Origin of the sequence: Prauserella flavalba (genome assembly GCF_003202235.1) — a bacterium.
GTDB lineage: Bacteria > Actinomycetota > Actinomycetes > Mycobacteriales > Pseudonocardiaceae > Prauserella_A > Prauserella_A flavalba.
On record NZ_MASU01000015.1, the window covers coordinates 115,470 to 139,590 of the forward strand.

General features: G+C 71.0%; 22 protein-coding genes. 6 read left to right on the plus strand and 16 right to left on the minus strand.

The genetic code is table 11. The features are described from left to right. The first annotated feature begins 225 nt into the window (after positions 1 to 225). A complete protein-coding gene (locus BA062_RS32720) occupies positions 226 to 852 on the plus strand; it encodes an IMPACT family protein (protein WP_110343002.1) in 627 nt (208 codons plus the stop codon). Positions 853 to 1,431: 579 nt separating this feature from the next. Here BA062_RS32720 and BA062_RS32725 read toward each other — a convergent pair. The 9 genes from BA062_RS32725 to BA062_RS32765 are packed head-to-tail and all read right to left on the minus strand — an operon-like array spanning position 1,432 to position 9,755. Continuing rightward, positions 1,432 to 2,214: a 2-keto-4-pentenoate hydratase gene (locus BA062_RS32725; protein ID WP_110343003.1), complete on the minus strand. Its 783-nt coding sequence runs from the start codon at positions 2,212 to 2,214 to the stop codon at positions 1,432 to 1,434. Continuing rightward, positions 2,211 to 2,924: an alpha/beta hydrolase family protein gene (locus tag BA062_RS32730; protein ID WP_110343004.1), complete on the minus strand. Its 714-nt coding sequence runs from the start codon at positions 2,922 to 2,924 to the stop codon at positions 2,211 to 2,213. Before BA062_RS32730 ends, BA062_RS32725 begins: the two co-directional genes overlap by 4 nt. After that, positions 2,924 to 3,907, minus strand: a complete 984-nt coding sequence (locus BA062_RS32735; protein WP_110343005.1) for an amidohydrolase family protein — start codon at positions 3,905 to 3,907, stop codon at positions 2,924 to 2,926. The genes BA062_RS32730 and BA062_RS32735 overlap by 1 nt, the downstream gene beginning before the upstream one ends. Positions 3,908 to 3,913: 6 nt before the next feature. After that, on the minus strand, positions 3,914 to 4,438 hold the full coding sequence (locus BA062_RS32740) for a 3-hydroxyanthranilate 3,4-dioxygenase (protein WP_110343006.1): 525 nt from the start codon (positions 4,436 to 4,438) through the stop codon (positions 3,914 to 3,916). Next, positions 4,435 to 4,860 carry a RidA family protein gene (locus BA062_RS32745; RefSeq protein ID WP_110343007.1) on the minus strand — a complete coding sequence of 142 codons (426 nt, stop codon included), beginning with the start codon at positions 4,858 to 4,860 and terminating at the stop codon, positions 4,435 to 4,437. Before BA062_RS32745 ends, BA062_RS32740 begins: the two co-directional genes overlap by 4 nt. Beyond that, the gene (locus BA062_RS32750; protein ID WP_210407062.1) at positions 4,857 to 6,323 is read right to left on the minus strand and encodes a 2-hydroxymuconic semialdehyde dehydrogenase; all 1,467 of its coding nucleotides are present in this window, start codon (positions 6,321 to 6,323) and stop codon (positions 4,857 to 4,859) included. The genes BA062_RS32745 and BA062_RS32750 overlap by 4 nt, the downstream gene beginning before the upstream one ends. Further along, positions 6,320 to 7,627: an FAD-dependent oxidoreductase gene (locus BA062_RS40350; RefSeq protein ID WP_110343009.1), complete on the minus strand. Its 1,308-nt coding sequence runs from the start codon at positions 7,625 to 7,627 to the stop codon at positions 6,320 to 6,322. Before BA062_RS40350 ends, BA062_RS32750 begins: the two co-directional genes overlap by 4 nt. Beyond that, positions 7,624 to 8,868, minus strand: a complete 1,245-nt coding sequence (kynU, locus tag BA062_RS32760) for a kynureninase (protein ID WP_110343010.1) — start codon at positions 8,866 to 8,868, stop codon at positions 7,624 to 7,626. Before kynU ends, BA062_RS40350 begins: the two co-directional genes overlap by 4 nt. Beyond that, positions 8,868 to 9,755 carry a tryptophan 2,3-dioxygenase gene (locus tag BA062_RS32765; RefSeq protein ID WP_245960118.1) on the minus strand — a complete coding sequence of 296 codons (888 nt, stop codon included), beginning with the start codon at positions 9,753 to 9,755 and terminating at the stop codon, positions 8,868 to 8,870. Before BA062_RS32765 ends, kynU begins: the two co-directional genes overlap by 1 nt. Before the next feature lie 136 nt (positions 9,756 to 9,891). Between BA062_RS32765 and BA062_RS32770 the strand changes: the two genes are divergently transcribed. Beyond that, a complete protein-coding gene (locus BA062_RS32770) occupies positions 9,892 to 10,332 on the plus strand; it encodes an Lrp/AsnC family transcriptional regulator (RefSeq protein ID WP_110343012.1) in 441 nt (146 codons plus the stop codon). Between the two features lie 11 nt (positions 10,333 to 10,343). On the opposite strand, the gene BA062_RS32775 is transcribed toward BA062_RS32770, so the two are convergent. Continuing rightward, on the minus strand, positions 10,344 to 11,666 hold the full coding sequence (locus BA062_RS32775) for an outer membrane protein assembly factor BamB family protein (protein WP_146240117.1): 1,323 nt from the start codon (positions 11,664 to 11,666) through the stop codon (positions 10,344 to 10,346). A 136-nt stretch (positions 11,667 to 11,802) separates the two neighbouring features. After that, positions 11,803 to 13,620 (minus strand): flavin-containing monooxygenase, encoded by a 1,818-nt coding sequence (locus BA062_RS32780; RefSeq protein ID WP_110343014.1) that lies wholly within the window; start codon positions 13,618 to 13,620, stop codon positions 11,803 to 11,805. 167 nt (positions 13,621 to 13,787) lie between these two features. On the opposite strand from BA062_RS32780, the gene BA062_RS32785 reads away from it, so the two are divergent. Continuing rightward, positions 13,788 to 14,792 carry an SMP-30/gluconolactonase/LRE family protein gene (locus tag BA062_RS32785; RefSeq protein WP_210407063.1) on the plus strand — a complete coding sequence of 335 codons (1,005 nt, stop codon included), beginning with the start codon at positions 13,788 to 13,790 and terminating at the stop codon, positions 14,790 to 14,792. 13 nt (positions 14,793 to 14,805) lie between these two features. Here the strand turns inward: BA062_RS32785 and BA062_RS32790 are convergent, their stop codons facing one another. From BA062_RS32790 to BA062_RS32810, 5 genes are all read right to left on the minus strand, one after another. Continuing rightward, the gene (locus BA062_RS32790; protein WP_110343016.1) at positions 14,806 to 15,396 is read right to left on the minus strand and encodes a TetR/AcrR family transcriptional regulator; all 591 of its coding nucleotides are present in this window, start codon (positions 15,394 to 15,396) and stop codon (positions 14,806 to 14,808) included. 66 nt (positions 15,397 to 15,462) lie between these two features. Then, a complete protein-coding gene (locus tag BA062_RS32795; RefSeq protein ID WP_110343017.1) occupies positions 15,463 to 16,209 on the minus strand; it encodes a DUF429 domain-containing protein in 747 nt (248 codons plus the stop codon). A 25-nt stretch (positions 16,210 to 16,234) separates the two neighbouring features. Then, complete coding sequence (locus tag BA062_RS32800; RefSeq protein WP_110343018.1) at positions 16,235 to 16,726, minus strand: hypothetical protein; 492 nt, start codon at positions 16,724 to 16,726, stop codon at positions 16,235 to 16,237. Then, on the minus strand, positions 16,723 to 18,357 hold the full coding sequence (locus BA062_RS32805; protein WP_110343019.1) for a GMC family oxidoreductase: 1,635 nt from the start codon (positions 18,355 to 18,357) through the stop codon (positions 16,723 to 16,725). Before BA062_RS32805 ends, BA062_RS32800 begins: the two co-directional genes overlap by 4 nt. A gap of 27 nt (positions 18,358 to 18,384) precedes the next feature. Then, a complete protein-coding gene (locus BA062_RS32810) occupies positions 18,385 to 19,869 on the minus strand; it encodes an aldehyde dehydrogenase family protein (protein ID WP_110343020.1) in 1,485 nt (494 codons plus the stop codon). A 403-nt stretch (positions 19,870 to 20,272) separates the two neighbouring features. Here BA062_RS32810 and BA062_RS32815 point away from each other — a divergent pair, with 403 nt between their 5' ends. From BA062_RS32815 to BA062_RS32825, 3 genes are all read left to right on the plus strand, one after another. Next, positions 20,273 to 21,595, plus strand: coding sequence for an MFS transporter (locus BA062_RS32815; RefSeq protein WP_245960119.1), 1,323 nt, complete (start codon positions 20,273 to 20,275; stop codon positions 21,593 to 21,595). A gap of 376 nt (positions 21,596 to 21,971) precedes the next feature. Continuing rightward, a complete protein-coding gene (locus BA062_RS32820; RefSeq protein ID WP_110342634.1) occupies positions 21,972 to 23,198 on the plus strand; it encodes an IS110 family RNA-guided transposase in 1,227 nt (408 codons plus the stop codon). A 212-nt stretch (positions 23,199 to 23,410) separates the two neighbouring features. Beyond that, complete coding sequence (locus tag BA062_RS32825) at positions 23,411 to 24,088, plus strand: GntR family transcriptional regulator (protein ID WP_110343022.1); 678 nt, start codon at positions 23,411 to 23,413, stop codon at positions 24,086 to 24,088. Positions 24,089 to 24,121 lie beyond the last annotated feature (33 nt).

The window sequence follows — 24,121 nt, forward strand, 5'->3', positions numbered from 1 at the left end:
CGGCGATCGCCGACCGTGACCGCGTGGGCCTGGTAGGCACATCGTCGTCACAGCCGAACACGGCTGTTCCTTCCACTGTGGATAGTCGCCGATCGCGCCCCCGCGAAGGAAGCACCTCGCGGCGTGTGTCGCACGCGGTTCAGGGAGCAGCTGCGCCAGCGGGTGATCACGGCTGGAGGCTAGACTCGCTTGCGTGGGTGTGCGCTGGAAAGCCGGGACACCGCCATGCGCGTGATCGCTCGGGACGGTGAGCACGAGATCGAGATCCAACGGTCCCGGTTTCGGTGCGTCGTGGCACGGATCACCGACCTCGAGGCAGCGGCCGCAATGATCGCTCGGGTCCGGAAGGCGGGGCCCGGCGCCAATCATCACTGCACCGCGCTGCGGATCGGCGATCCCGGCTCGGGCAGGCTGATCGCACGCGGCAACGACGACGGTGAGCCCGCCGGCACCGCGGGGCTCCCCATGCTGGAGGTGCTGGCCCGCCGCGAGCTGACCGACGTGGTCGCCGTCGTGTCGCGCTGGTTCGGTGGCGTCAAGCTCGGGGCGGGAGGTCTCGTTCGGGCCTACTCCGGAGCGCTGGCCGAGACGCTGGACCTCGTCGGCCAGTTGCGGCGGGTCCGCCATCGCGAGCTGCTGGTCGCCGTGCCGCACGACCGTGCCGGGCGGCTCGAACACGACCTGCGCAACTCGCCGTACCTGCTGTGCGACGTCGAGTACGGCGCGGACGTCACGCTCACCGTGGCCGTCACCGACGCCGACGTCAACGCCTTCGAGCACTGGCTGGCCGAACGTTCCGGCGGCGAGGTCGAGGCGGTGGACACGGGACCGCGCGACCTCTACCTGCCCTGAGCGCCCCGCCGGGTCCCGTCGCACTAAGGCCGCCCGCGCCGAGCAGCCCGCCGCGACGACGAACGGCAGGTCGCGGCGCCGGAACCACCGGCCTCGCGACCCACACCATACGGAGGCCGATCCCCACGGCGGCGAGCACGCGCGGAGCCGCCACAAACACCCTCGGCGCAACTCTGTGGCCGCGCCGATGACCAGTACGGCAAGGACCAGGACGCCCACGTCCACGCGCATCCTGCTTTCCCCACGGTGCTCATCATGGCGATCAGACAACGGCCAATTCCAGTCGCGCTCCCGTGTCGCCGCCGATTTCCAGTGTTTGCGTCGTGGCTTGCATCGAAGTCGCGAACCAATGTGTTCCACGGCGTCCTCGAACACGGTCACGAGTGGCCGATGAGACCAGTCGTAGGGCTCGTCGTGCGCGAGGAGATCATGTCGGCGTAGAAGTCCACCACGTACTGGAAGCAGAACGCCGCTCGCCGAAGACGATCCGGTCCGTCACCAACCACACGGAATCCCTATCGTTCGGCTCACGCCGCACGCGCCCCCGCCAGCAGGAGATACAGCACCGCGCCTCCCGGCTCACCGGCAGTCGAGCGTGAGGTCGCCGAGGTGGGTGAACCGTGCGGTGATCGACGAGCCCGTTCGAGCGGGTACGGCGTCGGTCAGGCCGCCGGTCAGCACGATCCAGCCCGGTTCGAGGGCGATACCCCGCTCCCACAGGGAGTTCGCCGCGAGTGCGAGCGCCTCCGCGGGGTGGCCCTGGACCGCCGCGCCGGTCGCCGTATCGGCGACCTCGCCGTCGACGTCGAGGACGCAGCCTTCCAGGTCGAGGGCCAGCTCCTCGGGGCGGCACACGTGCGCGCCGACGACGAACCGCGCGGACGAGGCGTTGTCGGCGACCACGTCGGGAAGGGCGAACTTGTAGTCGACATATCGGCTGTCGATGACTTCCAGGCCTGCGCGGACCTCGGCGACGGCCTCCAGCGCCTGTCCGGCCGTCACGCCGGGGCCGGAGAGCCGCCGGCCGAGCACGAACACGATCTCGGGCTCGACCCTGGGGTGGATCAGCGTGGTCGTGTCGAGGGGCAGTCCGGGGCCGAGTGACATCCGGTCGGTGAGCCATGCGGTCAGGGGCGAGTCGATGTTCATGCGCCGCTGCTTCGCGCGGGAGGTGAGGCCGAGCTTGACTCCGGCGACCCGCTCACCGTTCGCCGTCTTGTGGCCCACGAGCCGGTGCTGGACCTGGTATGCCGTGTCCAGATCGAGTTCCGGCCATTCGGCGGTGAGGGGTGGCCGGTCGGTGCGTGCTCGCTCGGCTTCGGCGAGAACCTGTGCGGCGTGGTCGACGGTCCAGTGTGTCAACGGCTGAGTCCTTTCAACTCCGCGAGGACGACCGGCCACGCGGTGCTGCTGGGGTCGATGGGTTCGAAGTGCTGGATTCCCGGCAGGACGACGAGGCGTGCCCCGGGGTGCGCGGCGGCGTAGGAGCGGCTCTGCGCGACCGGCACCAGGGTGTCGTCGCGGCCGTGCACCAGCACGACCGGGCAGGGCGGTGCGTCGAGCAGCCGCGGGTCGAGGTCCGGACGGGCCGAGGGCGCGCCGCCGAGGAAGTCGGCGACCGCGCCGTCGTCCAGGTGTGCCTCGTGTGCCGCCGCCAGATCCGCCACCGGCGCGAGGGCGATCACGCCGAGCAGTCCGCGTGGCGGGTACGTGGACGCGGCCCACAGCGCGAGGTGACCACCGGCGGAATGTCCCATGAGGACGACCCCGTTGGCGGGGAGCCGTTCCGGCAGCACCGACAGCGCGGTGCGGATGTCGGCCACGGTCTGGCCGGGGTTTCCGGCCACGCGGCGGTATTCGGATGCGGCGACCGGCCAGCCCGCGTCCCGCAACGCCCGGCACAGCACGCGGATGTGCGTCCGGTCGTGCTCCGCGCGCCAGAACCCGCCGTGGACGAGCACGATCAGTGGCTTCCCGGTCGTCACCGGCAGCCACACGTCCGCGACCTGTCCTCCGTAACGCAGCTCCTCGTCGGGCTCCGGCGCCGGCCGCGTCAGGATCGAGCGGCCCATCACGCTCGACCGAGGAACCTGAGCGCGTTGCCCGACAGGAGCTTCTCCCGCTGCTCGCCGGTGAGGAACCCGGCATCGTGCACCACCCGCCCCACCGGCCGTTCGCCGAGCGGGTACGGGTAGTCGCTGCCGACGAGCACCTGGTCCTCGCCGAGGGTGTCCACCAGCAGCCGCAGCGCCGCCGGGTCGAACACCACCGAGTCGGCGAAGAACCGGTGCGTGTACTCACTCGGCGGACGCTCGGAACGTCCTCGCACGAGATCGCCCCTGCGGTGCCAGGCATTGTCGGCGCGGCCGAGCCAGAACGGGAAGCTCCCGGCACCGTGGGCGAAGCACAGCCGCAGCGTGTCAGGGACCCGGTCGAAGACGCCGCCGAGGATCAGCGCGAGCACCGACAAGTGCGTCTCGGCAGGCATCCCCGTCAGCCACCGCGCCATCCAGCGGTCCAGCCGGGCCCCGCCGGGCATGTCCCAGGGGTGCACGAACACCGGCGCCCCTACCGCGGCGCAGTGCTGGAGGAACGTGACGATGCCCGCGTCGTCGAGGTCCTTCTCGCCCACGTGGTTGCCGATCTCGACCCCCGCGTGCCCGGCCGCCAGGCACCGGTCCACCTCCTCACACGCCGCGTCCGGGTCCTGCAGCGGCACCTGGCAGAACGGGAGAAACCGGTCGTGCCCGGCCAGTGTCTCCAACGTGACGTCGTTGAGGACACGGGCCGCCTTGACCGCCTCGGCGGCAGGCCGGTCGTAGCCGAAGAACACCGGCGTGGGGGAGACGACCTGCAGGCTCACCCCGTCGTCGTCCATGTCGGCGAGCCGGGTCGCGGGGTCCCAGGCCTGCGGCCCGACGGGGCGGAACTCCGTTTGCCCGACCATGATCATCGCGTCGCGTTCGGAGTCGATCCGCAGCCACGGCCAGCCCGCCCCGAGGTCGGGCCAGCCGTGGGGCACCAGGTGGGTGTGGATGTCGACGAGGTCGGTCATCCCCGGCTAGCCCTTCCCCGGGTGCAGGGTGCCGCAGGCCTCGCACGTGCGGGCCCGCTCGTCGGCGTAGAACTTCGCGAACACCGGCGGCAGGTCGGCCACGATGTCGCGGACCTGCAGCTCGACCTCGTGCAGCAGCGCGGAGCACTCCGGGCAGTACCACTGGAACTTCTCCAGCGTGCCCTCCTCCCGGACCCGTTCGATGACCACGCCGATCGAGCCGGGTTCGGGCCGCTGCGGGGAGTGGGGGAGGTTGCCGGGCAGCAGCCACATCTCGCCCTCGCGAACGTGCACCGACCGCACTCCGTCGTCGGTGACGACGTCGACGTGCATGTTGCCCTTGACCTGGTAGAAGTACTCCTCGTACGAGTCGACGTGGAAGTCGGTGCGCTGGTTGGGGCCGCCCACCACCTGCACGATGAAGTCCTTCCCGGCCGGGAACATCTGCTTGTTGTTCACGGGCGGGCGCAGCTGGTCCTCGTTCTCCTTGAGCCAGCCGGAAAAGTCGATCGGCTCGGGGAAGCTGGTCATCGTTCGTCCTCCTCGGGGATCCGTGCGATGGCGGAGATCTCGATCAGCAGGTGCGGGTGGGGAAGCTGGTGCACGGCCACCGTGGTGCGGGCCGGGCCCTCCTCGTCGAAGAACTGGCCGTAGACCTCGTTGTAGCCGCCGAAGTCGTTCATCGACACCAGGTACGTCGTCACCGACACCAGGTCGCCGAGGCCGGCGCCCACTTCGGCGAGGATGTCGCGGATGTTCTCCAGCACCGCCCGGGTCTGTACCCGGATGTCGAGGGTGGTGGTGCCCAGCTCGTCGACACTCGCGCCGGCGATGGTGTTGTCGGGCCTGCGGCTGCTGGTGCCGGACACGTAGGCGAACCCGCCGGACACCTTGACGTGGGGGAACCTGCCGCGTGGTGTCGCCTTGCCCGTGACGGTTCTGGCCTGGCTCACGATCGTCCCTCCTGGAAGCCGACGCACACGTTGGTGGTCTCGGTGTAGAAGTCCAGCGAGCGGTGCCCGCCCTCGCGGCCGATCCCGGAGGCCTTCATCCCGCCGAAGGGGCTGCGCAGGTCGCGCAGGAACCACGTGTTGACCCACACCAGCCCCACGTCGAGAGCGGTTCCGGCGCGGTGCGCGCGGCCGACGTCGCGCGTCCAGACCGCGGCCGCCAGCCCGTAGTCGCTGTCGTTGGCGAGTGCGTAGGCCTCCTCCTCGTCGTCGAAGGGAGCCACGTGGCACACCGGCCCGAAGATCTCCTCCCGGTTCGTCCGCGCGCCGGGTGGGAGCCCGGTGAGCACGGTGGGCTGAACGTAGGCGCCGCCGTCGCGTTCGTCGCCGAACACGGGCAGGCCACCACCGGTGTGCACCGTGGCGCCCTCGGTCTTCGCCAGCTCGTAGTAGCCCAGCACCTTGTCGCGGTGGGCGCGCGAGATGAGCGGCATGGTGGTCACGCCGTCGTCGGCGGGCAGGCCGAACCGCAGCTCGGAGGCGTGCGCGGTGAGCCGCTCGGTGAACTCCTCGAACACCGGCCGTTGCACGTAGAGCCGTTCGGTGCACAGGCACACCTGTCCGCCGTTGGTGAACGACGACCGCGCGCTGCCCGCCACGGCGGCGTCCAGGTCGGCGTCGGCGAACACGAGGCCCGCGTTCTTGCCGCCCAGCTCGAACGACACCGCCTTCACGCCGTCGGCGGCCGCCTTCATGATCGTGCTGCCCGTGCCGGACTCGCCCGTGAAGGTGATCGCGTCGACGCCGGGGTGGGTGGTGAGGAACTCGCCCGCGGAGTCCGGACCGAACCCGTGCACGACGTTGTAGACGCCCCGCGGCACCCCGGCAGCGGTCATGATCTCCGCGAGCAGGGCCGCCGATGACGGGGTTTCCTCCGACGGCTTGACCACCACCGCGTTGCCGCAGGCCAGCGCCGGAGCGACCTTCCAGGTCAGCAGCAGGAACGGCAGGTTCCACGGCACGATCACGGCGACCACGCCGACGGGCTTGCGCACGGCGTAGTTGAGCGCCTTCCCGCCACCCGGCGCCGGGGTGAGGAACGATTCGCCGGCGGCGGTGCTCACCAGGTCGGCGAACGCCCGGAAGTTCGCCGCCCCACGGGGAATGTCGAGGGTGCGGGCCTGGCTCACCGGTTTGCCGGTGTCCGACACCTCGGCCATGACCAGGTCGTCGAAACGTCGCTCGATCTCGTCGGCGACCCGGCGCAGGACGGCCGCACGGTCCAGCTCGGTGGTGCGGCCCCACGGGCCGCGCAGGGCGGCCCTGGCGGCGGCCACCGCGGCGTCGACATCGGCGCGGCCGGCTTCGGCGACCTCGCCCAGGACCTTCCCGGTGACCGGGCTGGTGTTGGCGAAGGTGCGGGCGGAGCCGGTGAACTCGCCGTCGATGTGGTTGCGGACGATCACGGCTTCCTCCTCGCCTTGACGATTCCCCCCGCGATCGCCGCGGAGAGCCCGAGCCCCGCCGCCGCGAGTGCGCGGTGCTGGGCACGGACGCGCCGCCGGACGCGGTCGTAGGGGGTGGTGGAGAACGACACCAGCTCGTACCGCGAGACGTAGTGCCCTGGCGCCAGGCGTTCGAGCGCGTGCTCGACGCGCTTGCCGAGCCGGAACAGGGGAGAGGCCACCTTGTCGCGCATCTCGACGAAGTTCGCCAGCGCCATCTGGGCGATCGCCTCGGTGTCGGCGCGCCGCGAGGACTCGAACAGCGGCAGTGCCCGCGCCCAGTCGCCGCCGGCGCGGTCCAGGCACCGGCCGAGCACCACGACGTCCTCGAAGGCGCAGTTCGCGCCCTGCCCGTAGAAGGGCACGATCGCGTGGGCGGCGTCGCCCACGAGGCAGACCCGCCCGTACTGCCACGGCGCGCATCGCACGGTGCCGAGCAGGCCGACCGGGTTGTGCTGGTAGTCGTCCACCAGCCCGGGAGCCAGTGGCGGCACGTCGGGGTAGTGCTCGGCGAAGAACCGCTCGATCGCGGCCGGGCTGGATAGCGAGGCGAACGCGGACGTGCCGCTGGTGGGCCAGAACAGCGTGCAGGTGAACGATCTGTCGGGGTTCGGCAGCGCGATCATCATCGACCGCCCGCGCGGCCAGATGTGCAGTGCCCCGGGGTCGAGCGCGAACTCCCCTTCGCGGGGAGGGATCGTCAGCTCCTTGTAGCCGTAGTCGAGGAAGTCGAGCGTTTCGGTGGTCACGCCGTGCGCGACCAGCTGACCGCGGACGGCGGAGCCGGCACCGTCGGCACCGAGGATCACGTCCGCTCGCGCGCGGATCTCGCCATCCGGCGTCTCGAACGTCAGCTCGCCGCTGACCGGGTCCAGTGCGGACAGCCGGTGCTCGAAACGGATCTCCACCGCGGGATCGGCGGCGTCCAGCAGGACGTTGTTGAGGGCACCCCGGCTGATCGAGTTGATCGCCCGCTCGCCGTCCGCGCTGTAGGGCTGGAAATCCAGCTCCCCGGCGACCGGGTGGATCATGCGCCCGCGCATCGGCAGCGCGTCGGCCAGCACCTGCTTGTCGAGTCCGACGCCGCGTAGCGCGCTCAGCCCGCGCTCGGACAGCGCCAGGTTGATCGAACGGCCCCGCTCGGCGGCGCCGCCACGAGGGTCGGGACGCCGTTCGTACAGGACGACGCGCTCGCCGCGCTGGGCGAGTACACACGCCAGCAGGCTGCCGGCGAGGCCGCCGCCGACGACGGCGATGTCGCTCATGGTCGTCCTCCGATCACGGCCGCGAGCGCGGTCGCGGCCCGCCAGCAGTCGTGGTAGGTCGAGTACAGGGGGACCGGCGCGATCCGCACCACGTCCGGGTTGCGCACGTCGGCACAGACGCCGTGCTCGGTGCGCAGGCGCCGGGCGATCGTGGCGGCGTCGTCGACGCGCAGCGACAGCTGGCACCCGCGCCGCTCGGCCTCGCGCGGGGTGAGCAGGGTGACCGGCCGCGTCGCGAGAGTTTCCTCCAGCAGCATCTCCAGGTAGCCGGTGAGGCGGAGACTGCGCGCCCTGAGGGTGTCCATGCCGATCTCGTCGAAGATCCGCAGCGAGGTGCGCACCGGGCTCATCGCCAGGATCGGCGGGTTGGAGATCTGCCAGGCCTCCACGGTGGACGGTGGGCGGGACACCGGTGCCATCTCGAAGCGGGTGGCCTCCTCGGTGCTCCACCAGCCCTCGAACCGCGGCAGCTCCGGGTTGTCGTGGTGCCGCTCGTGCACGAACGCGCCCGCGACGGCTCCCGGGCCTGAGTTGAGGTACTTGTACGAGCACCAGGCCGCGAAGTCGGGGCCCCAGTCGTGCAGCCGCAGCGGCACGTTGCCCGCGGCGTGCGCGAGGTCCCAGCCCACGACGGCGCCTGCCGCGTGCCCCGCGGCGGTGATCGCGGGGATGTCCAGCAGCTCGCCGGTGAGGTAGTTGACCCCGCCGAGCAGCACCAGCGCGACCGTGTCGCCCTCGCGCGCGAGGAAGTCGAGCACCTCGCCGCCGTCGAGCCGGACCACCGTGGTGTCCGGGTCCAGGCCGTGGAAGCGGGCCTGGCTGCGCACGGCGTAGCTGTCGGAGGGGAACGCCGAGTCCTCGATGAGGATCTTCGTGCGCCGTCCGCGCGGCCGGTAGAACGACACCATCAGCAGGTGCAGGTTCACCGTCAGCGAGTTCATGATCACGGTTTCGCTCGGCAGCGCCCCGACCAGCCGCGCCGCGGTCTCGGTCAGCAGCGAGTGGTAGGGCAGCCACGGCCGCCGCGCCTCCAGGTGTCCCTCCACGCCGAGCCGGGCCCAGTCGTCGAGGTCCTCCAGCAGTTCGGCCCGCACCGCGCGCGGCTGCAACCCCAGCGAGTTCCCGGCGAAGTAGGCCGTCTCGGGGTAGCCGCCGCCCTCGGCGGGCGGAACCGCGAAGCGGTCGCGGTAGCCGGGGTCGCCGAGGTCCAGCTCGCGGGCGCCTGCCTCCGTCGTGTCCATCAGTCCATCACCGTCCTGGCGGAGAAGAGCTCGGGAAACACCGTCCGCTCCATGCTGCGCCGCAGCCACGCCAGTCCGCTCGATCCGCCCGTGCCGACGCGGGCGCCCATCGAGCGCTGCACCGCCTGGAGGTGGCGGTAGCGCCAGTCGCCGAACTGCTCGGCAACCTCGGTCAGCGACTCGCCGAGCATCCTCAGGTGGTTGCCCGGCCCCTGGTCGCGGTAGGTGCGCACCCATGCCTGCTCCACCGCCGGATGCGGTGTGTGTTCCTCGGCGAAGTCCCGGTCGAGCACGGAGCCGGGAATGTCGTGGCCGTGGCGGGCGAGCACGCCGATCACGTCGTCCCACAGGCTCGGCGCCGCGAGCGAGGCCTCCAGGTCGGCGTGGACGGCGGGCTGGTTGCGGAACGGCCGGATCAGCGACGCGGTCCTGAGCCCGAGCCGGAACTCGAGTTTGCGGTACATCGCCGACTGGAACCCGGATCCCTCGCCGAGCAGGTCGCGGAAGCGGTTGAAGTCACCCGGGGTCATCCAGCGCAGGGTCTGCCAGCCGGCGTTGAGCCCTTCCAGGTGCAGTGCGGCGCGACGCAGCGGGAGCAACGACCCCCACACGTCGTCGGCGCGCAGCCGCTCCCCGGCCACGCCGAGTTCGAAGTGGACGAGTCCGAAGTAGAGCTCCATGACCTGGCTGATCATCAGGAACGACATCTCGCCAGGGTCGTCGCTCAGCGTGCGCTGCAGTCGATGCAGCGTGCTGGCGTGCACGTATTCGTCGTAGGGGACGCGCTCGAAGTCGAGCGTGGGATCGCCCGCGTTGGCCGCGGCCCTGCGCGTGCGCTCGGGCTCGTTCGACGCCGCGACGGCCGGGATGTCTGAGGCGCGTTGCACGGATCTCCTCCTCACTGGCTGGATCCATGCTCTCAAGGCGGCTGCATCAACTGAAGGCTCGATCGAAGGCCGACGAGGCACTGTGCCTACTATCTGAAGGAGATCACCCTGGATTGCTTTCGGATTGGAAAACGGCATGGACGACCTGGACTGGGTGCTGCTGAACGAGCTTCAGGCCAACTCACGGCTGTCCTTCAGCGAGCTGTCCCGCCGGGTGCACCTGTCCTCGCCCGCGGTCGCCGAACGGGTCCGCAGGCTGGAGGAGAGCGGGGTGATCACCGCTTACCGCGCGCACGTGGACCTGGCCAAGGCGGGCAGGCCGGTGATCGCCTTCATCCGGATGTCCTGCTACGGCCCGCAATGCGTCCTGCGCGATCCGGAGCTGCCGCGGTGGCCCGAGGTCCTGGAGATCCACCGGGTCACCGGGGACGCGTGCAGCCTGCTCAAGGTCGCGGCCGAGTCGATGCCCGCGTTCGAGAACCTCATCGACCGGCTCGCCCCCTACGGCCAGCCCTCCAGCACGATGGTGCTGTCCACCCCGCTGGAGGGCCGCCCGGTCAGTCCTCCCGGCCGTTGAGGGCCAGCGCGCTACCCGAGCCGTTCGTAGGTGACCAGCACCTGTTCGCCGCTGAGGTGGAACTCGACGCCGATGCTCGTGCCGTCGGCGGAGGTGCTGTTGACCGAGAGGCCGTCGAACGCGGTGCGGGACTCGCCGGTGCGCACGTTCACCAGCTCCATCCCCCGGCCCGTCTTGCCGGGGATCATGGCGAGGTCGCCGACCAGGCCTGCGCGTTCCAGTTTCGTGATCCGGTTGGGGATCCGCCACAGCTCCTCGCCGGTCGTGAGGTCGCGGGCGGCGAGGTGGACGAACGTGCCGCGCTGCGGATCGGACTCCGAGCTGACCACGACGTCGCCGAACACGGTGCTCTGCTCGTAGTAGGTCGCCGAGCTGGCGGGCTGCTCGGCCGACCACAGCTCTTCACCGGTCCGCGCGTCCAGCGCGATCAGCCGGTTGGCGAAGCGGCCGCCGTGCTCGTCGAACCGGCTCGCCCGTACCACCACCGTGCCGAAGGCCATGCCGACGACCTGCGATGCGAAGTCCTCGTGCGCGTAGTCCCACAGCGGTGCGCCGTCGGTGGCGGAGAACGCGTACAGCCGCAGGTCCTCGGGCGTGACGGTGCCCCGCTCGTCGACGGCCAGCTGCCACGCGCTGGTCGGGTCGGTACCCGCGGCGCCGAACACGATCGTGTCGCCCGCTGCCGACGCGTACTCGACGTTGTCAGGAAGGTCGACCTCACGCGTCCACACGGGCTCGGCGCGGGCGGGGTCGACGAGTGACAGCGTGGCGCCGCCGGTGTCGTCCCGGCGCAGGAGTGCGACGGTCCGCTCGGCGACGGCGACCACGGTGGCGCCGGTGGCCGCGGGCTCGCCCTCGGGGAAAGTGGTGCAGCCGCGGACCTGGCCGTCCTCGATGCCGATGCTGATGGCGGTGGCGGGCGAGCCGTCCGCCTGCTGGAGCAGCACCATGCCGCCGCCGGCCTTGGCGGCGCCAAAGACGGTCCCGTTCTGCTCGAACGCCCAGACCCGCTCGCCGGTCCGCGCGTCGACCGCGCCGACGGCCCCGTCCGCCGACTCCAGAACGACCGTCCCGCCCACGCCCGGCCGTGGGTACCCGGACCGGGGGACGGCGGCCCGCTGCTGACCGAACGGCGGCTGAACCGAGGTGACGATCTCCCGCTCCCCAGGGCTGGCCAGCTCCGCCAACGAGGTGGCGGCCGGCAGCCTGCCGGTGCTGGTGACCGCGGCCGAGCACGGATCGGCGCCCGCGGTCCACGGCCGCCAGACCAGCAGGCCGGCGACCAGCACGGCGACCAACCCGATCGCGAGGTACATCCATCGGCTACGTGTCACAGCCGGGAGATTAGCCGGTTCGTCCGGTTCGCGTGGCCGGTCCGCCCGACTGGTGCCGGCGGTGCAACTCCTCGCGGCGTCGGTCGTCGTTCGTCGCGATCGGCACCATGCGCCCGTGCAGGCCCGTGCCGGGCCGTCAGTGGCGTGTGCGTGGCGGGGCGGCTCTGGGCTGGAGCACGTCGTTCATGGACCTCTCCCGCCAGCGGCGCAGGAGCTCGTGGAAGGCGAACGCGCTGTGCGGGTAGGAGATGGGGCCGTTGGGGCGGCCCCGTCCCTCGCGGTTGTAGTACCCGGGGGTGCATTCGGCGTGGAACCACTCGTGGTCGGGGGCGTCCTCTGCCAGGGTGGCGAGCCAGTCGTCCTCCGCCTGCCGGGAGGGTTCGAGCAGGGCGTTCGCGGTCTCGGCCGCCGCGACGAGGGCGGCGGCATGGCCGGCCTGCTCGTCCAGGATGTGCGTGAAGTTGACGCTGTTGGCGTTCTGCACGGCCCCCAGCTGGATCAGGTTCGGGAAGCCGTGGCTGGTGAAACCGTGCAGGGTGCGCGGACCCTGCTGGGCCCAGGCGTGCAGCAGCTGGATGCCGCCGCGGCCGTGGACGGGGAGCCTGCCGGAGAGGACGCCGGACGAGCCGACGGAGAAGCCGGTGGCGAAGATCAGGCAGTCCAGTTCGTACGTGGTGTCGTCGACGACGGCTCCGCGCGCGGTGATGCGGGTGATGCCGTGGGTGTCCGCGGTGTCGACGAGGGTGACGTTGTCGCGGTTGAACGCCGGGTAGTACAGGTCCGAGAACGTGGGTCGCTTGCAGGCGTACCGATACCACGGCTTCAGTTTCTCGGCCGTGCCGGGATCGTTGACCAGCTGCTCGACGCGGGCGCGGAGTTCGTCCATCTTGGCCGCGTCGGCCGCCTCGTAGGCGGCTTCGAACTCCGCCCGGTCGCCCTCGCGGCGGAAGCTCGGCAGCAGCTTCTCCAGCAGGCCCGCGGACGAGGTCCACGCGTCGGCGACGAGGTCCTCGGCGCTCGGCTCGCCCGACACGATGCGCAGGAAGTTGTCGCGGCGCTCGCGTGCCCAGCCTTCGTGGTCGGCGCCGACGTCGCGGGCAGTGGTGCGCCGGTTGGCCCGCACGTCCACTGTGGAGGGAGTGCGCTGGAAGACGTAGACGTGTCCGGCATCCTCGGCCAGCACCGGGATGACCTGGATACCGGTCGCGCCTGTGCCGACGACCCCGACGCGCTTGCCGGCGAGTCCGGTCAGACCGCCTTCGGGGGTGCCCCCTGTGTAGGCGTAGTCCCAGCGCGAGGTGTGGAAGGTGTGGCCCTCGAAGGACTCGATGCCCGGTATCCCGGGCAGCTTCGGCTCGGACAGGGTGCCGGTGGCGGTGATGACGTAGGTGGCCTCGAAGGCGTCACCCCGGTCCGTGGTGACGGTCCAGGTCTCCGCCGCCTCGTTCCAGGTCAGCGAGGTGGCCGTGGTGGCGAACAGGGCGTCGGCGTAGAGGTCGAACTTCTGCGCGATGCGGACCGCGTGGAGCCGGATCTCCTCGCCCGGTGCGTACTTCCACTCGGGCACGTATCCGGTCTCGTCGAGCATCGGCAGGTAGACGTGCGACTCGATGTCGCAGTGGACGCCCGGGTACCGGTTCCAGTACCAGGTGCCGCCGAAGTCGGAACCCGTCTCGATGATGCGGACGCGTCGCACGCCCTGCTGCCGCAGCCGTGCTCCGGCGAGGATGCCGCCGAATCCGCCGCCGACGACCGCGACGTCGACCGCGTCGTGCGCCGGCTCGCGCTCGACCGGCGCTTCCGCGTACGGATCGGCGGCGTAGTAGCCGAATTCGGCGTCGGCGGCGCGGTACTGGTTGTGGCCGTCGGGGCGCACGCGGCGTTCGCGCTCGCGGCGATAGCGCTCCCGGAGTGCGGCCAGACCGTCCGTGGACCGAGGCTGAAGAGCTGTCATACGGGGTCTCAATCCTGTCGGTTCTGCCGGTTCGCGGACGTGCGGGGAACCGGCCTGAGAAGTCCGTCCCCCCGCACGCAAGCCTTCCTCCAGTACTCTAACAGCAAACCGGACAACGTTGTCCGGTTGTACGACGACGGAAGGGATCCCCGATGCGACGAAGCCCGATGAGGCCGCTCGCCCTGATCGCCACGATCGGCACGCTGGCCCTCACCGGATGCGGCCTGCCCGCGCATGAGACCGGAAGCGGGGCGCACTCCGCGAACCCGGGCAAGGTCATCCGCGCGCACGAGGTCATGCGGCTGACCGAGGTGCACGAGGAGACCGGGATGACCCTGCTGGAAGGGCCGGTGTTCGACGAGGACGGACAGCTGATCGTCGTGGACGTCACCGCCCCCGCCGGCGAGCCGAAGGTGCTGAGCGTCGACGTCCGGAAGAAGACGTCGCGGGCGCTCCACACCGATGGGCGAGGGGCCTACACCTCCGCCCAGTTCAGTCCGTACGACGGCCGGCTCTACCTCACCGACTTCGCCCACGGCGAGATCGTGAGCCTGGCGCCGGACGGCGGCGATCCGCGGACCTTCTTCTCCGGAGCCGTCGACGGCTCGCCGATGAATCCCGACGACCTCGCCTTCGACGAGGACGGCAACCTGTACGTCAGCGACTCACGCGGTCTGACCGAGGGGCAGGACCGGGGCCGGGTGGTGCGGATCGACCGGGAGGGCAGGGAGGCCACCGTTCTGGCCGACGGCCTGGGCGCGACGAACGGGATCTCCTTCGACGAGGACTTCCGCGGGCTGTGGATCAGCGAACTGACGCGGAACCGGATCTCCTACCTCCGCCTCGGCGACGCGGGCGAGACGGCCTCCCGGCACACCGCGGTCCACGTCGACGGCGGGATCGCCCAGACCGACTCCATCGCCGTGGACGCGGCGGGCAACATCTACCAGGCGCTGCACGGCAGGCCCGCGATGGTGGTGTACGACCGGAACGGCGGGCACCTGGCGACGATCGAGGTCCCCGCGGGCGCGAAAGGCCTGGAATCGGCGACCAATGTCGCCATCAGGCCCGGCGAGCGGACGGCCTACCTGACCGTCAGCGGACCGGCCGGAGGCTACCTGTACGCCTTCGAGGCGCCGGCGAAGGGCATCCGGCAGTCCAACGGGGGCTGACACTTCCTCGTGGTCACCCGCCGAAGGGCCGTACCGGTCCCACCTCGATGCCGAGCAGCCGCCAGGCGTCCAGCGCCCGGCGTTCCCGCTCCGCGCGCGTGGGGCCGGTCACGGCACCGGAGACCATCGCGACGGCGAGCATCAGATCGTCCGCGGCGCTCAACCGGTGACCTTCCGGAAGGTGTACCCGCAGGGCGCGCTCGACCCGCCTGGACAGGTCCTCGGCGAGTGCGTGAGTCCGGTCGCCCCGGTGCCGCCCGTCGGGGTGCAGCAGGCTGATGAAGGCCGCCGACTCGGTCAGGTGCCAGGTGACCACGCCAAGAACCCCGGCCAGGGACGCGTCCTCCTTCCCGGCGGCGTCCTCGATCTGGCGCACGTTCTCCTCGAGAACCGCCGCCGCCACCGTGTCCCGGTCGGGAAAATGCCGGTACAGCACCCCCTGGCTGACACCGGCTCTGCGCGCGATCGCCGAGAGCGGTGCAGCCAAACCGGACTCGGCATAGATCTCCCGGGCGGCGCCGATCAGGGCGGCGCGATTGCGGGCAGCGGCCTTCGGCCCCGCGTTGAGGGACCGCCGCACGTTCCTGCCGGGTTCCTCCGCCATCCGGGCAGAGTACCGGCCGGACGTCCGGGGCGTTGCTCCGATCGGCGTCGTCCCCGGTGCGGCTCGTCAGGACCGGAGCCGGTCGAGAGCGCAGGTGGGCAGGGCGATCCAGCCCTCCGTACGCGCCCGCGGTGTCTCGGCTTCGGTGGGCGTGGTGGTGAGGCCCAGGGCGGCGGCGCGGGCGAGCAGGGCGGCGATCACCGCGTCGAGCACGTGGTCGTGGCGCCGGCACAGGTCCGCGTGGCCGGCGAGATCGAGCCACGGCGCCGCCTGCTGCAGCGCGGACACGAGGGCGTCGAGTGCCGCGCGGTTCCGGCCGCCCTTGTAACGGCGGTGGGGAAGACGCCAGTGCCGCAGGCCGGCGGCGGGGTAGACCTCGACGACCAGCCCGCTCCCGGTCCGGTCGACCGGGTGACCGCGCTGGGCCAGCAGGGCCTGCAGGCGTACCGCGCGCATCGCGGTGAGGCCGATCCGGTCGGTGGCGACGCTGAGCGGGACGAGCCCGGTCAGCTCGCGTACCCGTTCGTCGGTGTGCCGGTAGGCCAGCGACCGGCGCCACGCCGCACCCGGCGGCCCGCAGTCGAGTCCGGCGGGGTCCTCCCGCTGTGCCTGGAGGAAGCCGGCGAAGGTGTCCGGCCAGCCGAGCGGGCAGTCGATCCCCACCTTGTCGGCGTGCTCGGCGTGGCGCAGTACCGCGTCGTCGTCGGCGGGCAGCTCCGTGTCGGTCACGCGCGCGCCGCCTGGACCCCAGTCGAGCACGGCCACCGCCGTGGACGGGGGCTCCGCCGCGAGGTCGACCCCGACGGTCCGCATGGCGTGTCATTCTGCCCGCGATGAGTCACCCGGTGGCCGCCGCCCCGCCCGTGCCGTCCCGGGTCCACGTGGTGGCGCGGTAGATCGGGCCGCGGGCGATGACCGGGTCGAGCAGGCCGCCTTCGGCGTACTCGGGCTGAGGGGAGCCGTCCTGGTACTCGCCCACCTGCCCCTCGTACTTGAGCCAGCCGCGCGCCTTGGGGCTGAGGAGGTAGGCGCCGGCGATCACGAACGTCAGCGTGGAGAAGTCCGCCGGCCGCTGTCGTTCCAGTCGCTCGCACCACTCCCGGGGACGTTTCAGGTCGGCCTCGGCGAGCAGCTCGCGGAAACCGCTGTGCAGGTCGGGCCGGAGTTCGAAGAACCGGTCGATGAACTGGGTCGCGACGGCCGCCTGGTCGGCGGAGGGGCCGGACCCGCCCTCGGGGATCAGGGTCTCCCCGATGAGGTAGACGGCCTCGCGTTCCTCGTCGGTGAGGACGGTCTGGTCGAGTCCGCTGGACTCTGGCGAGGTGGTCATGCGGCGGCTCCTGTCCGCAGGTCGCGCCTGGAGAGCTGCCCCTGGCGCAGGAAGGCGTCGCTGGACCACAGGGCCAGTGCCGCCTGTGTCGCGGCCGGGTTCACGCCACCGGAGGTGACCCAGGTGCTGGAGTCGAAGATGAACAGGTTGGGGATGTCGTGCGCGCGGCCGAAGCGGTCGGTCACGGAGCGGGCGGGGTCGTCGCCCATCACCGCGGTGCCCATGAGGTGCCAGCCGCTGGCACGCACGTGCGGACCGACGATCGTCTCCCTGGCTCCGGCGACCTCGAAGGACTCGACCGCACGGGCGACGTGGAAGTCCATGAGGCGCTTGCTGTTCTCGTCGACCGTGTAGGCGAGCCGGGCGCCCGGCAGGCCGTCGGAGTCGGCGAGGTCGGACGACAGCGTGACGGTGTTGTGCTCGTGGGGGAGGTCCTCGGCGATGAGGCTCCACATCGGAGCGTGCCCGAGGCGGCTCGCGAGCGTGTCGTGGAAGTTCTCGAACCACATCGGTTCCGGTGACTGGCCCCACGGGTAGGAGCGGGTGAGGCCGAGCGGGCCGCCGGTGGGCTGGAGCCCCCATTTGGCGCCGCGCACGAAGCCGCGTGCGGGGTCGGACTCGTAGAAGTGCATGGTCTGGATCTGCTGGCCCCAGGACCCGGAATGGGTGGCCAGGTCCTCGTCGAAGATACCGGCGACGGCGCCGAAGGGATGCATCATCAGCCGCTTGCCGAGCAGCCCGGAGGAGTTGGCCAGCCCGTCGGGGTGCTCGGAGGTCGCGGACAGGAGCAGGATGCGCGGGGTGCCGATCCCGTTGGCGCACATGATCACGGCGCGCGCCTCGACCTTGTGCAGCCTGCCCTCGCGGTCGACGTACTCCACGCCGGTGGCCCGGTCGCCCCGGACGAGCACCCTGGTGACCCTGGCGCCCGTGCGCAGGTCCGCGCCACGGTCGATGGCCGCCGGCCAGTGGGTGAGATCGGTGGAGGCCTTGGCGCCTTCGGGGCATCCGGACATGCAGGTGCCGTGCTGGCGGCAGGGGCTCAGCATGCGGTAGTCGCGGGTGGAGATCGCGTTGCCGCCCGGCCACCAGTGCCAGCCGAGCTCGTTGAGGGCCTTCGCCATGCGGCGCCCTGCGGCGCGGATGGGGACCGGCGGGTTGGGCGGTCCCTCTCCTGCGGGATAGGCGGGGTTGCCCGCGAGCCCGGAAACGCCCAGCTGCCGTTCGGCCTCCACATAGTACGGTTCGAGGTCCTCATAGGATAGTGGCCAGTCGTCGGCGACCCCGTCATGGCTGCGCACCCGGAAGTCGCCGGGCGTCATCCGGTGCCACTTCGCCGAGTACAGTACCGTCCCTCCGCCGACGCCGTTCCACATCAGGGCGGAGATGTCGGAGTCGGTGTCGTCGACCGGGTAGTCGGCTTCCGCGCGGCGGGTGTTCGGATCGCGCGCCCAGTAGCGGTCGGCGGTGACCTCGTAGTCGGGGAAGTCGGCGCGGGCCTTGTCGTAGTCGGGCCAGCCGCCCTGTTCGAGACAGACAACGTGAAGTCCTGCCGCGGTCAGCGTGGCAGCGGTGATGCCTCCCGCGAGGCCTGCGCCGACGATCACCACATCGGCCTGGTCGGTGCTCATCTGGTTCGTTTCCCTTGTGTGGTCGGCTCAGCCGGGGAGCCGGAAGGTGATGACCTTCTCGACGGACATCTCACGCATCGCGGAGGCGGGCCCCTCCTTGCCGATGCCGCTGGCCTTCACCCCGCCGTACGGCATGTTGTCGGCGCGGAAGTTCGACGTGTCGTTGACGTGCACCCCGCCGCTCTCGACGCCGCGCGCGACGCGCAGGGCGGTGTCGATCGAGGCGGTGAACACACCGGCCATCAGGCCGTACGGGGTGGAGTTGGCGAGGTCGACGGCCTCGTCGAGGTCGTCGTAGGGCAGGACGGTGACGACCGGTCCGAAAGCCTCCTCCTGGCAGAGCCGCGCCGGTTCCCGGACGTCGAGCAGCACGGTCGGCCGGAGCTCACCGCCCGTGACACCTCCGGTGATCACCTCGGCGCCGTGTGCGACGGCGTCCTCCACGAGTGCGGCGACCCGGCGGGTCTCCTCGGGGGCGACCAGGGTGCCGACGGCGGTGCCGGGGTCGAGCGGGTCACCTGTGGTCAGTGCCTCGACCTCCGTGCCGATGCGGCGGGCGAGGTCGTCCGCGATGGAGCGGTGGGCGATGACCCGCTGCACGGAGATGCACGACTGCCCGGTCGATGCCATGCCGCCGGCCGCGCAGGCCCGTGCCGCGAGAGCGAGGTCGCCGTCGGGGGCGACGATCGTCGCCGCGTTGGAACCCAGCTCCAGCACCACGCGCTTGAGGTGCCGCCCCGCTCGCTCGGCGATCTTCGCGCCGACCGCCGAGCTCCCGGTGAAGCTCACCAGGCGCACCCGGGGGTCCTCGCACAGGGCGATCGCGACGTCGGGGCCGCCGTTGAGGATGCTGATCGCGGCGGGCGGCCAGCCGCTCGCGACGACGGCCTCGGCGAGCACGAGTGTGGTGAACGGCGTCCGCTCGCTGGGCTTGAGCAGCACCGGGCAGCCCGCTCCGACGGCGGCCGCGACCTTGTGCACGGCCAGCAGGAGCGGGAAGTTGAAGCCGGCGATCGCGGCCACGACCCCGACCGGCTCCCACACGGTGAACGCGAGCCGCCCCGCGCCGGCGGGCACCGCGTCCACGGGCACCTCGTGACCGCCGAGCTCGGCGACGGCATCCGCCGCGGTCTCCAGCGTCGCGACACAGCGCTCCACCTCACCGCGGCTGTCCCGCAGCGACTTCCCGACCTCCAGCGAGAGCGACATCGCGAGTTCCTCGAGGTGCGTCCCGAGGTACCCGGCCGCGCCGCGCAGGACCTGTGCGCGCTCACGCCGTGACATCGCCGCGCACGCGCCGCGCGCACCGTCCGCGGCCGAGGCCGCCTCCGCCACGACCGCCGCGTCGGCGTGAACCGCGCCGCGGCCGCCCGTCCGCGACGCCGGCGACGCCACGTGCGTGACGGGGCCGTCCAGGATGGCGTGACCGCCCACGACGAGGGGGAGCGGCCAGGCTGTGGTCCGCAGGGCCGGAGGTCCGGGAAGCACACCGGGTTTCGCATCGTCTGGCATCGCGTTCCTCGTCGTCGTCGGCGATTAGTGCATGCAATATTGCGATCCGGGGGCGTTGGTGTCAACCGTCGTTCGCTGTCGAATGTGTGCAGAAAATGCGCATGTCTCGATATTTTGCCTGGAAGTTGTGAACAACGACCCCATTACGGCATGCAATCAGAGTGAGAGGTTGTCTCGGGCCGTCGACGGTGGAAGTCGTGGAAACCCGCCATGAACAGCATCGATGCCGAGACCGGCACCTCTGGTCCGGGCTTCTCCCGTGCGGCGTTGTGCATCTACGGCCGTCGGCGAAGCGGCTTGACAATCACTGCATGCAGTAGTGACCCTGTGGGCCGATCACAGGGCTCGTCAGCCGGCGAGCCTCAGCGAACCGCCGGGCCAGCGTCGGCTCGAGAGGACGAACATGACCACCACACCCACGGGGGCGGCGTCGGCCCCGATGGGCCGGGCCCGCGCCATCACGGGCGCGACCGCCGGCCACGCCATCGAGTTCTTCGACTTCACCGTGTTCGGCTTCCTGGCCGTCCACATAGGCCACAACTTCTTCCCGTCCGGAGACCCGACGGCCGAACTGCTGAGCAGCTTCGCGGTCTTCGGGCTGGCCTTCTTCGCGCGACCGCTCGGCGGGCTCATCTTCGGACCGCTCGCCGACCGGATCGGGCGGAAGCAGGTCCTGGTTCTGGTGCTCAGCCTGATGTCCGGTTGCTCCCTGCTGATCGGCCTCCTGCCGACCTACGAGAGCTGGGGCATCGCCGCGCCGGTCATCCTGGTGTTCCTGCGGCTGCTCCAGGGGTTCTCCGCCGGTGGTGAGTACAGCTCCGGTTCCGCGTTCCTGCTCGAGTTCGCCGGACCGGGCCGGCGCGCGTTCGGCGTCAGCTGGCTGACGTTCGGCACCACGGTCGGCCTCACCGCGGGCCTGCTCACCGTCACCGGCGTCACGGCGGTCCTGAGCGAGGACGACATGGCCGAGTGGGGCTGGCGCATCCCGTTCCTCATGGCCGCCCCCCTCGCGGCGATCGCCCTCTACATCCGCGCGAAGATCGAGGACACCCCCGAGTTCCAGGCGCTCGCCCGCACCGAGCAGATCAGCGCGGCACCGGTCCGCGAGGTCGTCAAACGCAAGCGCGGCCTCGCACTGATCGTCGGGATCGGCGCCATGCACGCGACGTGCTTCTACGCGGTGTTCACCTACATGCCGACCTACATCGGCACGGTCAACTCCTACGGCGCGACGTTCGCGCTCATCTCGACGCTGGTCTCCGCCGCCGTCACGATGATCGTGCTACCGGTGCTCGCGACAGTGTCGGACCGTGTCGGCCGCCGTCCCGTGCTGATCGCCGGAGCACTCGGGTTCGCGGCGCTCGTGTTCCCGGTCTTCGGTGGCATCACCGTCGGCAACCCGGCACTCGCGATGGCAAGCCAGGTCGCTCTCGGCGTCCTCACCGCGACCTACCTGTCCGCCTCGGCCGCCGCGATGCCGGAACTGTTCCCCGCATCGGTCCGCTCCACCGGCGTCGCCGTCGGCTTCAACATCCCGGCGGCGGTGTTCGGGGGCGGTGCGCCGTTCGTGGCGACGTACCTCATCGACCTGACCGGCTGGACCGTCGCGCCCGCCATGTACCTCCTCGGGACAGCGCTCATCGGCCTCGTCGCGGCGCTCTTCCTGCGCTCCGGCGACATCCACGGCGACGAGATCGTGGAGGGACAGCGGCTAGGCCGCGTCTGACAATCCCATTGCCGGCTGCGCGGGGCCAACGCGGCGCTCGGTTCGTGCGGGGCACCCGCGCCCGGGGCATGCGTTGGCGGAAGGCCCGAGTACGACCCGGTACGAGGGCTTCCCTCCGCCTAATGAGAGTTGCGGGTTGGTCATTGGGCAGACTCGTGGTCGGTGACCATCGGTGGGTGAGCACTCTCTCCGCCTGAACCCCTTGTGTGGGGAGTTCTGTCGCAAGATCGTGCCCCTGCCGGTAGCCCGGGAGAACGGATCGCTGATGGGATGTCGTGCCCACCGAGTGTGGTGTGAGCACTGGTTCATTAGGCCGCTGAGTGTTCTCCCGCGCGTGACCGGGGTATGACGAGCGTTGTGGAGGGAGACGGACACGGTGCTGTTCGTGGGAGATGACTGGGCCGAAGACCATCACGATGTCGAGTTGATGGACACGGCGGGCCGGCGGCTGGCGAGAGCCCGGCTGCCGGAGGGGGTGGCTGGGATCGCCCGGTTGCACGCGATGATCGCCGAGCACCTGGGCCCGGACACCGATCCCGATCAGGCGCGGGTGGTGATCGGGATCGAGACCGATCGCGGGCCCTGGGTGGCTGCCCTGGTCGCCGCGGGGTACGCCGTGTTCGCGGTCAACCCGTTGCAGGCGGTCGGATACCGGCGGCGGCATGGTGTGTCCGGGGCGAAAAGCGACGCTGCGGACGCGCACATGCTGGCCAACATGGTACGTACCGACGCCCACGAGTTGCGCCCGATCGCCGGTGACAGCCCCGAGGCCGAGGCGGTCAAGGTCATCACCCGGGCGCACAAGACGTTGATTTGGGAACGCACCCGCCACACCCAGCGGCTGCGCCACAGCCTGCGCGAGTACTTCCCCGCCGCACTGGAGGCATTCGAGGACCTGGATGCACCCGAGGCGCTGGAACTGCTGGGGAAGGCACCCGACCCGGACAGCGCAGCGCGGCTGTCGCTGAGCCAGATCCGGGCCGCGCTGCGACGTGCTCGCCGCCGCGACATCGAGGGCAAAGCCACCCGGATCCAGTCGCTGCTGCGCGCCCAGCAGCTGGGGCAGCCCGCGGTGGTCACCGCGGCCTATGCAGCCACCACCCGCGCCGCGGTCACGGTGCTGGCCACCCTGCGCGCGCAGGTCAGCACCCTGCAGGGCCAGGTCGAGACGTTTTTTGGCCAGCACCCGGACGCTGAGATCGTGCTGTCCCAGCCTGGGCTGGGACCGATCCTGGGCGCCCGGGTGCTGGCCGAGTTCGGCGACGACCCCAACCGTTACGCCAGCGCGAAAGCACGCAAGAACTACGCGGCGACCAGTCCGATCACCCGCGCCTCGGGCAAGAAGAAGGTCGTACTGGCCCGCTTCGTGCACAACGACCGGCTGATCGACGCGTTGATGACCCAGGCCTTCGCCGCGCTCAACACCTCACCCGGTGCGCGAACCTACTACGACCAGCAACGAGCCCGCGGTGTCGGGCACAACCCCGCGCTGCGCCAACTGGCCAACCGGCTCGTCGGCATCCTGCACGGCTGCCTGAAAACCCGCACCCTCTACAACGAGACCACCGCCTGGTCGCACCACGCCAACAACATCGCCGCTTGACATTCAAGCTCCTGGGATGTCTTGCGAGCCACCACGCTGATCCCCGCTCACACGGCAGAGGATTGTCAGACACGACCTGGGCGTGTCCGAACGCGACGCCGTCAGCGGCACCTGATGCGACACGACGGCACTCCACGCCGGCCGCCCTCGAGCGGCCGGCGTGGCCTAGTCTGGCCGTCGCCGGCAGCGAGAATGATCGTGAGGAGGACACGTTGAGCGAGGGAAACCCCGCCGCCACACGCGTCTACGACGAACTCCGTCGACAGATCATGACGTGGCAGCTTCCTCCCGGCACCGCGCTGCGCGAGGTCCAGATCGCAGCCGAGTTCGGTGTCTCGCGCACCCCGGTCAGCCATGCCATACAGCGGCTCCGTGCCGACGGCCTGATCGAACCGCGCGGACGCCGCGGCGTCGAGGTGTCCCGATGGACGCGGCGCGATCTCGAGGACACCTACCGGCTCCGGGCCAACCTGGAGGCCTGGGCCGCCCGGCTCGCCGCGGGGCGACCGGATCTGCTCGACCTGCCGCGACTGCGCGCGCTGGCCGACGAGATGTCAGAGCTGGCGAAGGCCGAACCGCTGGATCACGAGCGCATCGCCGAGCTCAACATCGAGTTCCACGAGGCCGTGCGGTCGTCCGCGGGCAGCGACCGGCTCGTGGCCACCCTCACCACGGTGGTCCACATTCCTCTCCTGCACCGCGTCTTCACGGCGTTCACCCCGGAACAGGTCGCCTCCACCTGCCAGGAACACCACACGATCATCGCCGCGCTCGAGGCCGGCGACGGCGACTGGGCGGAGTCGATCACCCGCGCCCACATACTCGCCGCGCTCAACGCGCTGAAGGGACCCCGCGGCCTCTTCGCCGCGACGGAAGAAGAAGCCCGCTGAACGCGAACGCCGCCGCGCGGTGATCCTTGCGGT

Coding starts and splice junctions, on each gene's coding strand:
- BA062_RS32720 (WP_110343002.1), top strand. CDS start 226: ATGCGCGTGATCGCTCGGGACGGTGAGCACGAGATCGAGATCCAACGG.
- BA062_RS32730 (WP_110343004.1), bottom strand. CDS start 2,924: ATGGGCCGCTCGATCCTGACGCGGCCGGCGCCGGAGCCCGACGAGGAG.
- BA062_RS32735 (WP_110343005.1), bottom strand. CDS start 3,907: ATGACCGACCTCGTCGACATCCACACCCACCTGGTGCCCCACGGCTGG.
- BA062_RS32740 (WP_110343006.1), bottom strand. CDS start 4,438: ATGACCAGCTTCCCCGAGCCGATCGACTTTTCCGGCTGGCTCAAGGAG.
- BA062_RS40350 (WP_110343009.1), bottom strand. CDS start 7,627: ATGAGCGACATCGCCGTCGTCGGCGGCGGCCTCGCCGGCAGCCTGCTG.
- kynU (WP_110343010.1), bottom strand. CDS start 8,868: ATGGACACGACGGAGGCAGGCGCCCGCGAGCTGGACCTCGGCGACCCC.
- BA062_RS32770 (WP_110343012.1), top strand. CDS start 9,892: ATGGACGACCTGGACTGGGTGCTGCTGAACGAGCTTCAGGCCAACTCA.
- BA062_RS32780 (WP_110343014.1), bottom strand. CDS start 13,620: ATGACAGCTCTTCAGCCTCGGTCCACGGACGGTCTGGCCGCACTCCGG.
- BA062_RS32785 (WP_210407063.1), top strand. CDS start 13,788: ATGAGGCCGCTCGCCCTGATCGCCACGATCGGCACGCTGGCCCTCACC.
- BA062_RS32790 (WP_110343016.1), bottom strand. CDS start 15,396: ATGGCGGAGGAACCCGGCAGGAACGTGCGGCGGTCCCTCAACGCGGGG.
- BA062_RS32795 (WP_110343017.1), bottom strand. CDS start 16,209: ATGCGGACCGTCGGGGTCGACCTCGCGGCGGAGCCCCCGTCCACGGCG.
- BA062_RS32800 (WP_110343018.1), bottom strand. CDS start 16,726: ATGACCACCTCGCCAGAGTCCAGCGGACTCGACCAGACCGTCCTCACC.
- BA062_RS32805 (WP_110343019.1), bottom strand. CDS start 18,357: ATGAGCACCGACCAGGCCGATGTGGTGATCGTCGGCGCAGGCCTCGCG.
- BA062_RS32810 (WP_110343020.1), bottom strand. CDS start 19,869: ATGCCAGACGATGCGAAACCCGGTGTGCTTCCCGGACCTCCGGCCCTG.
- BA062_RS32815 (WP_245960119.1), top strand. CDS start 20,273: ATGACCACCACACCCACGGGGGCGGCGTCGGCCCCGATGGGCCGGGCC.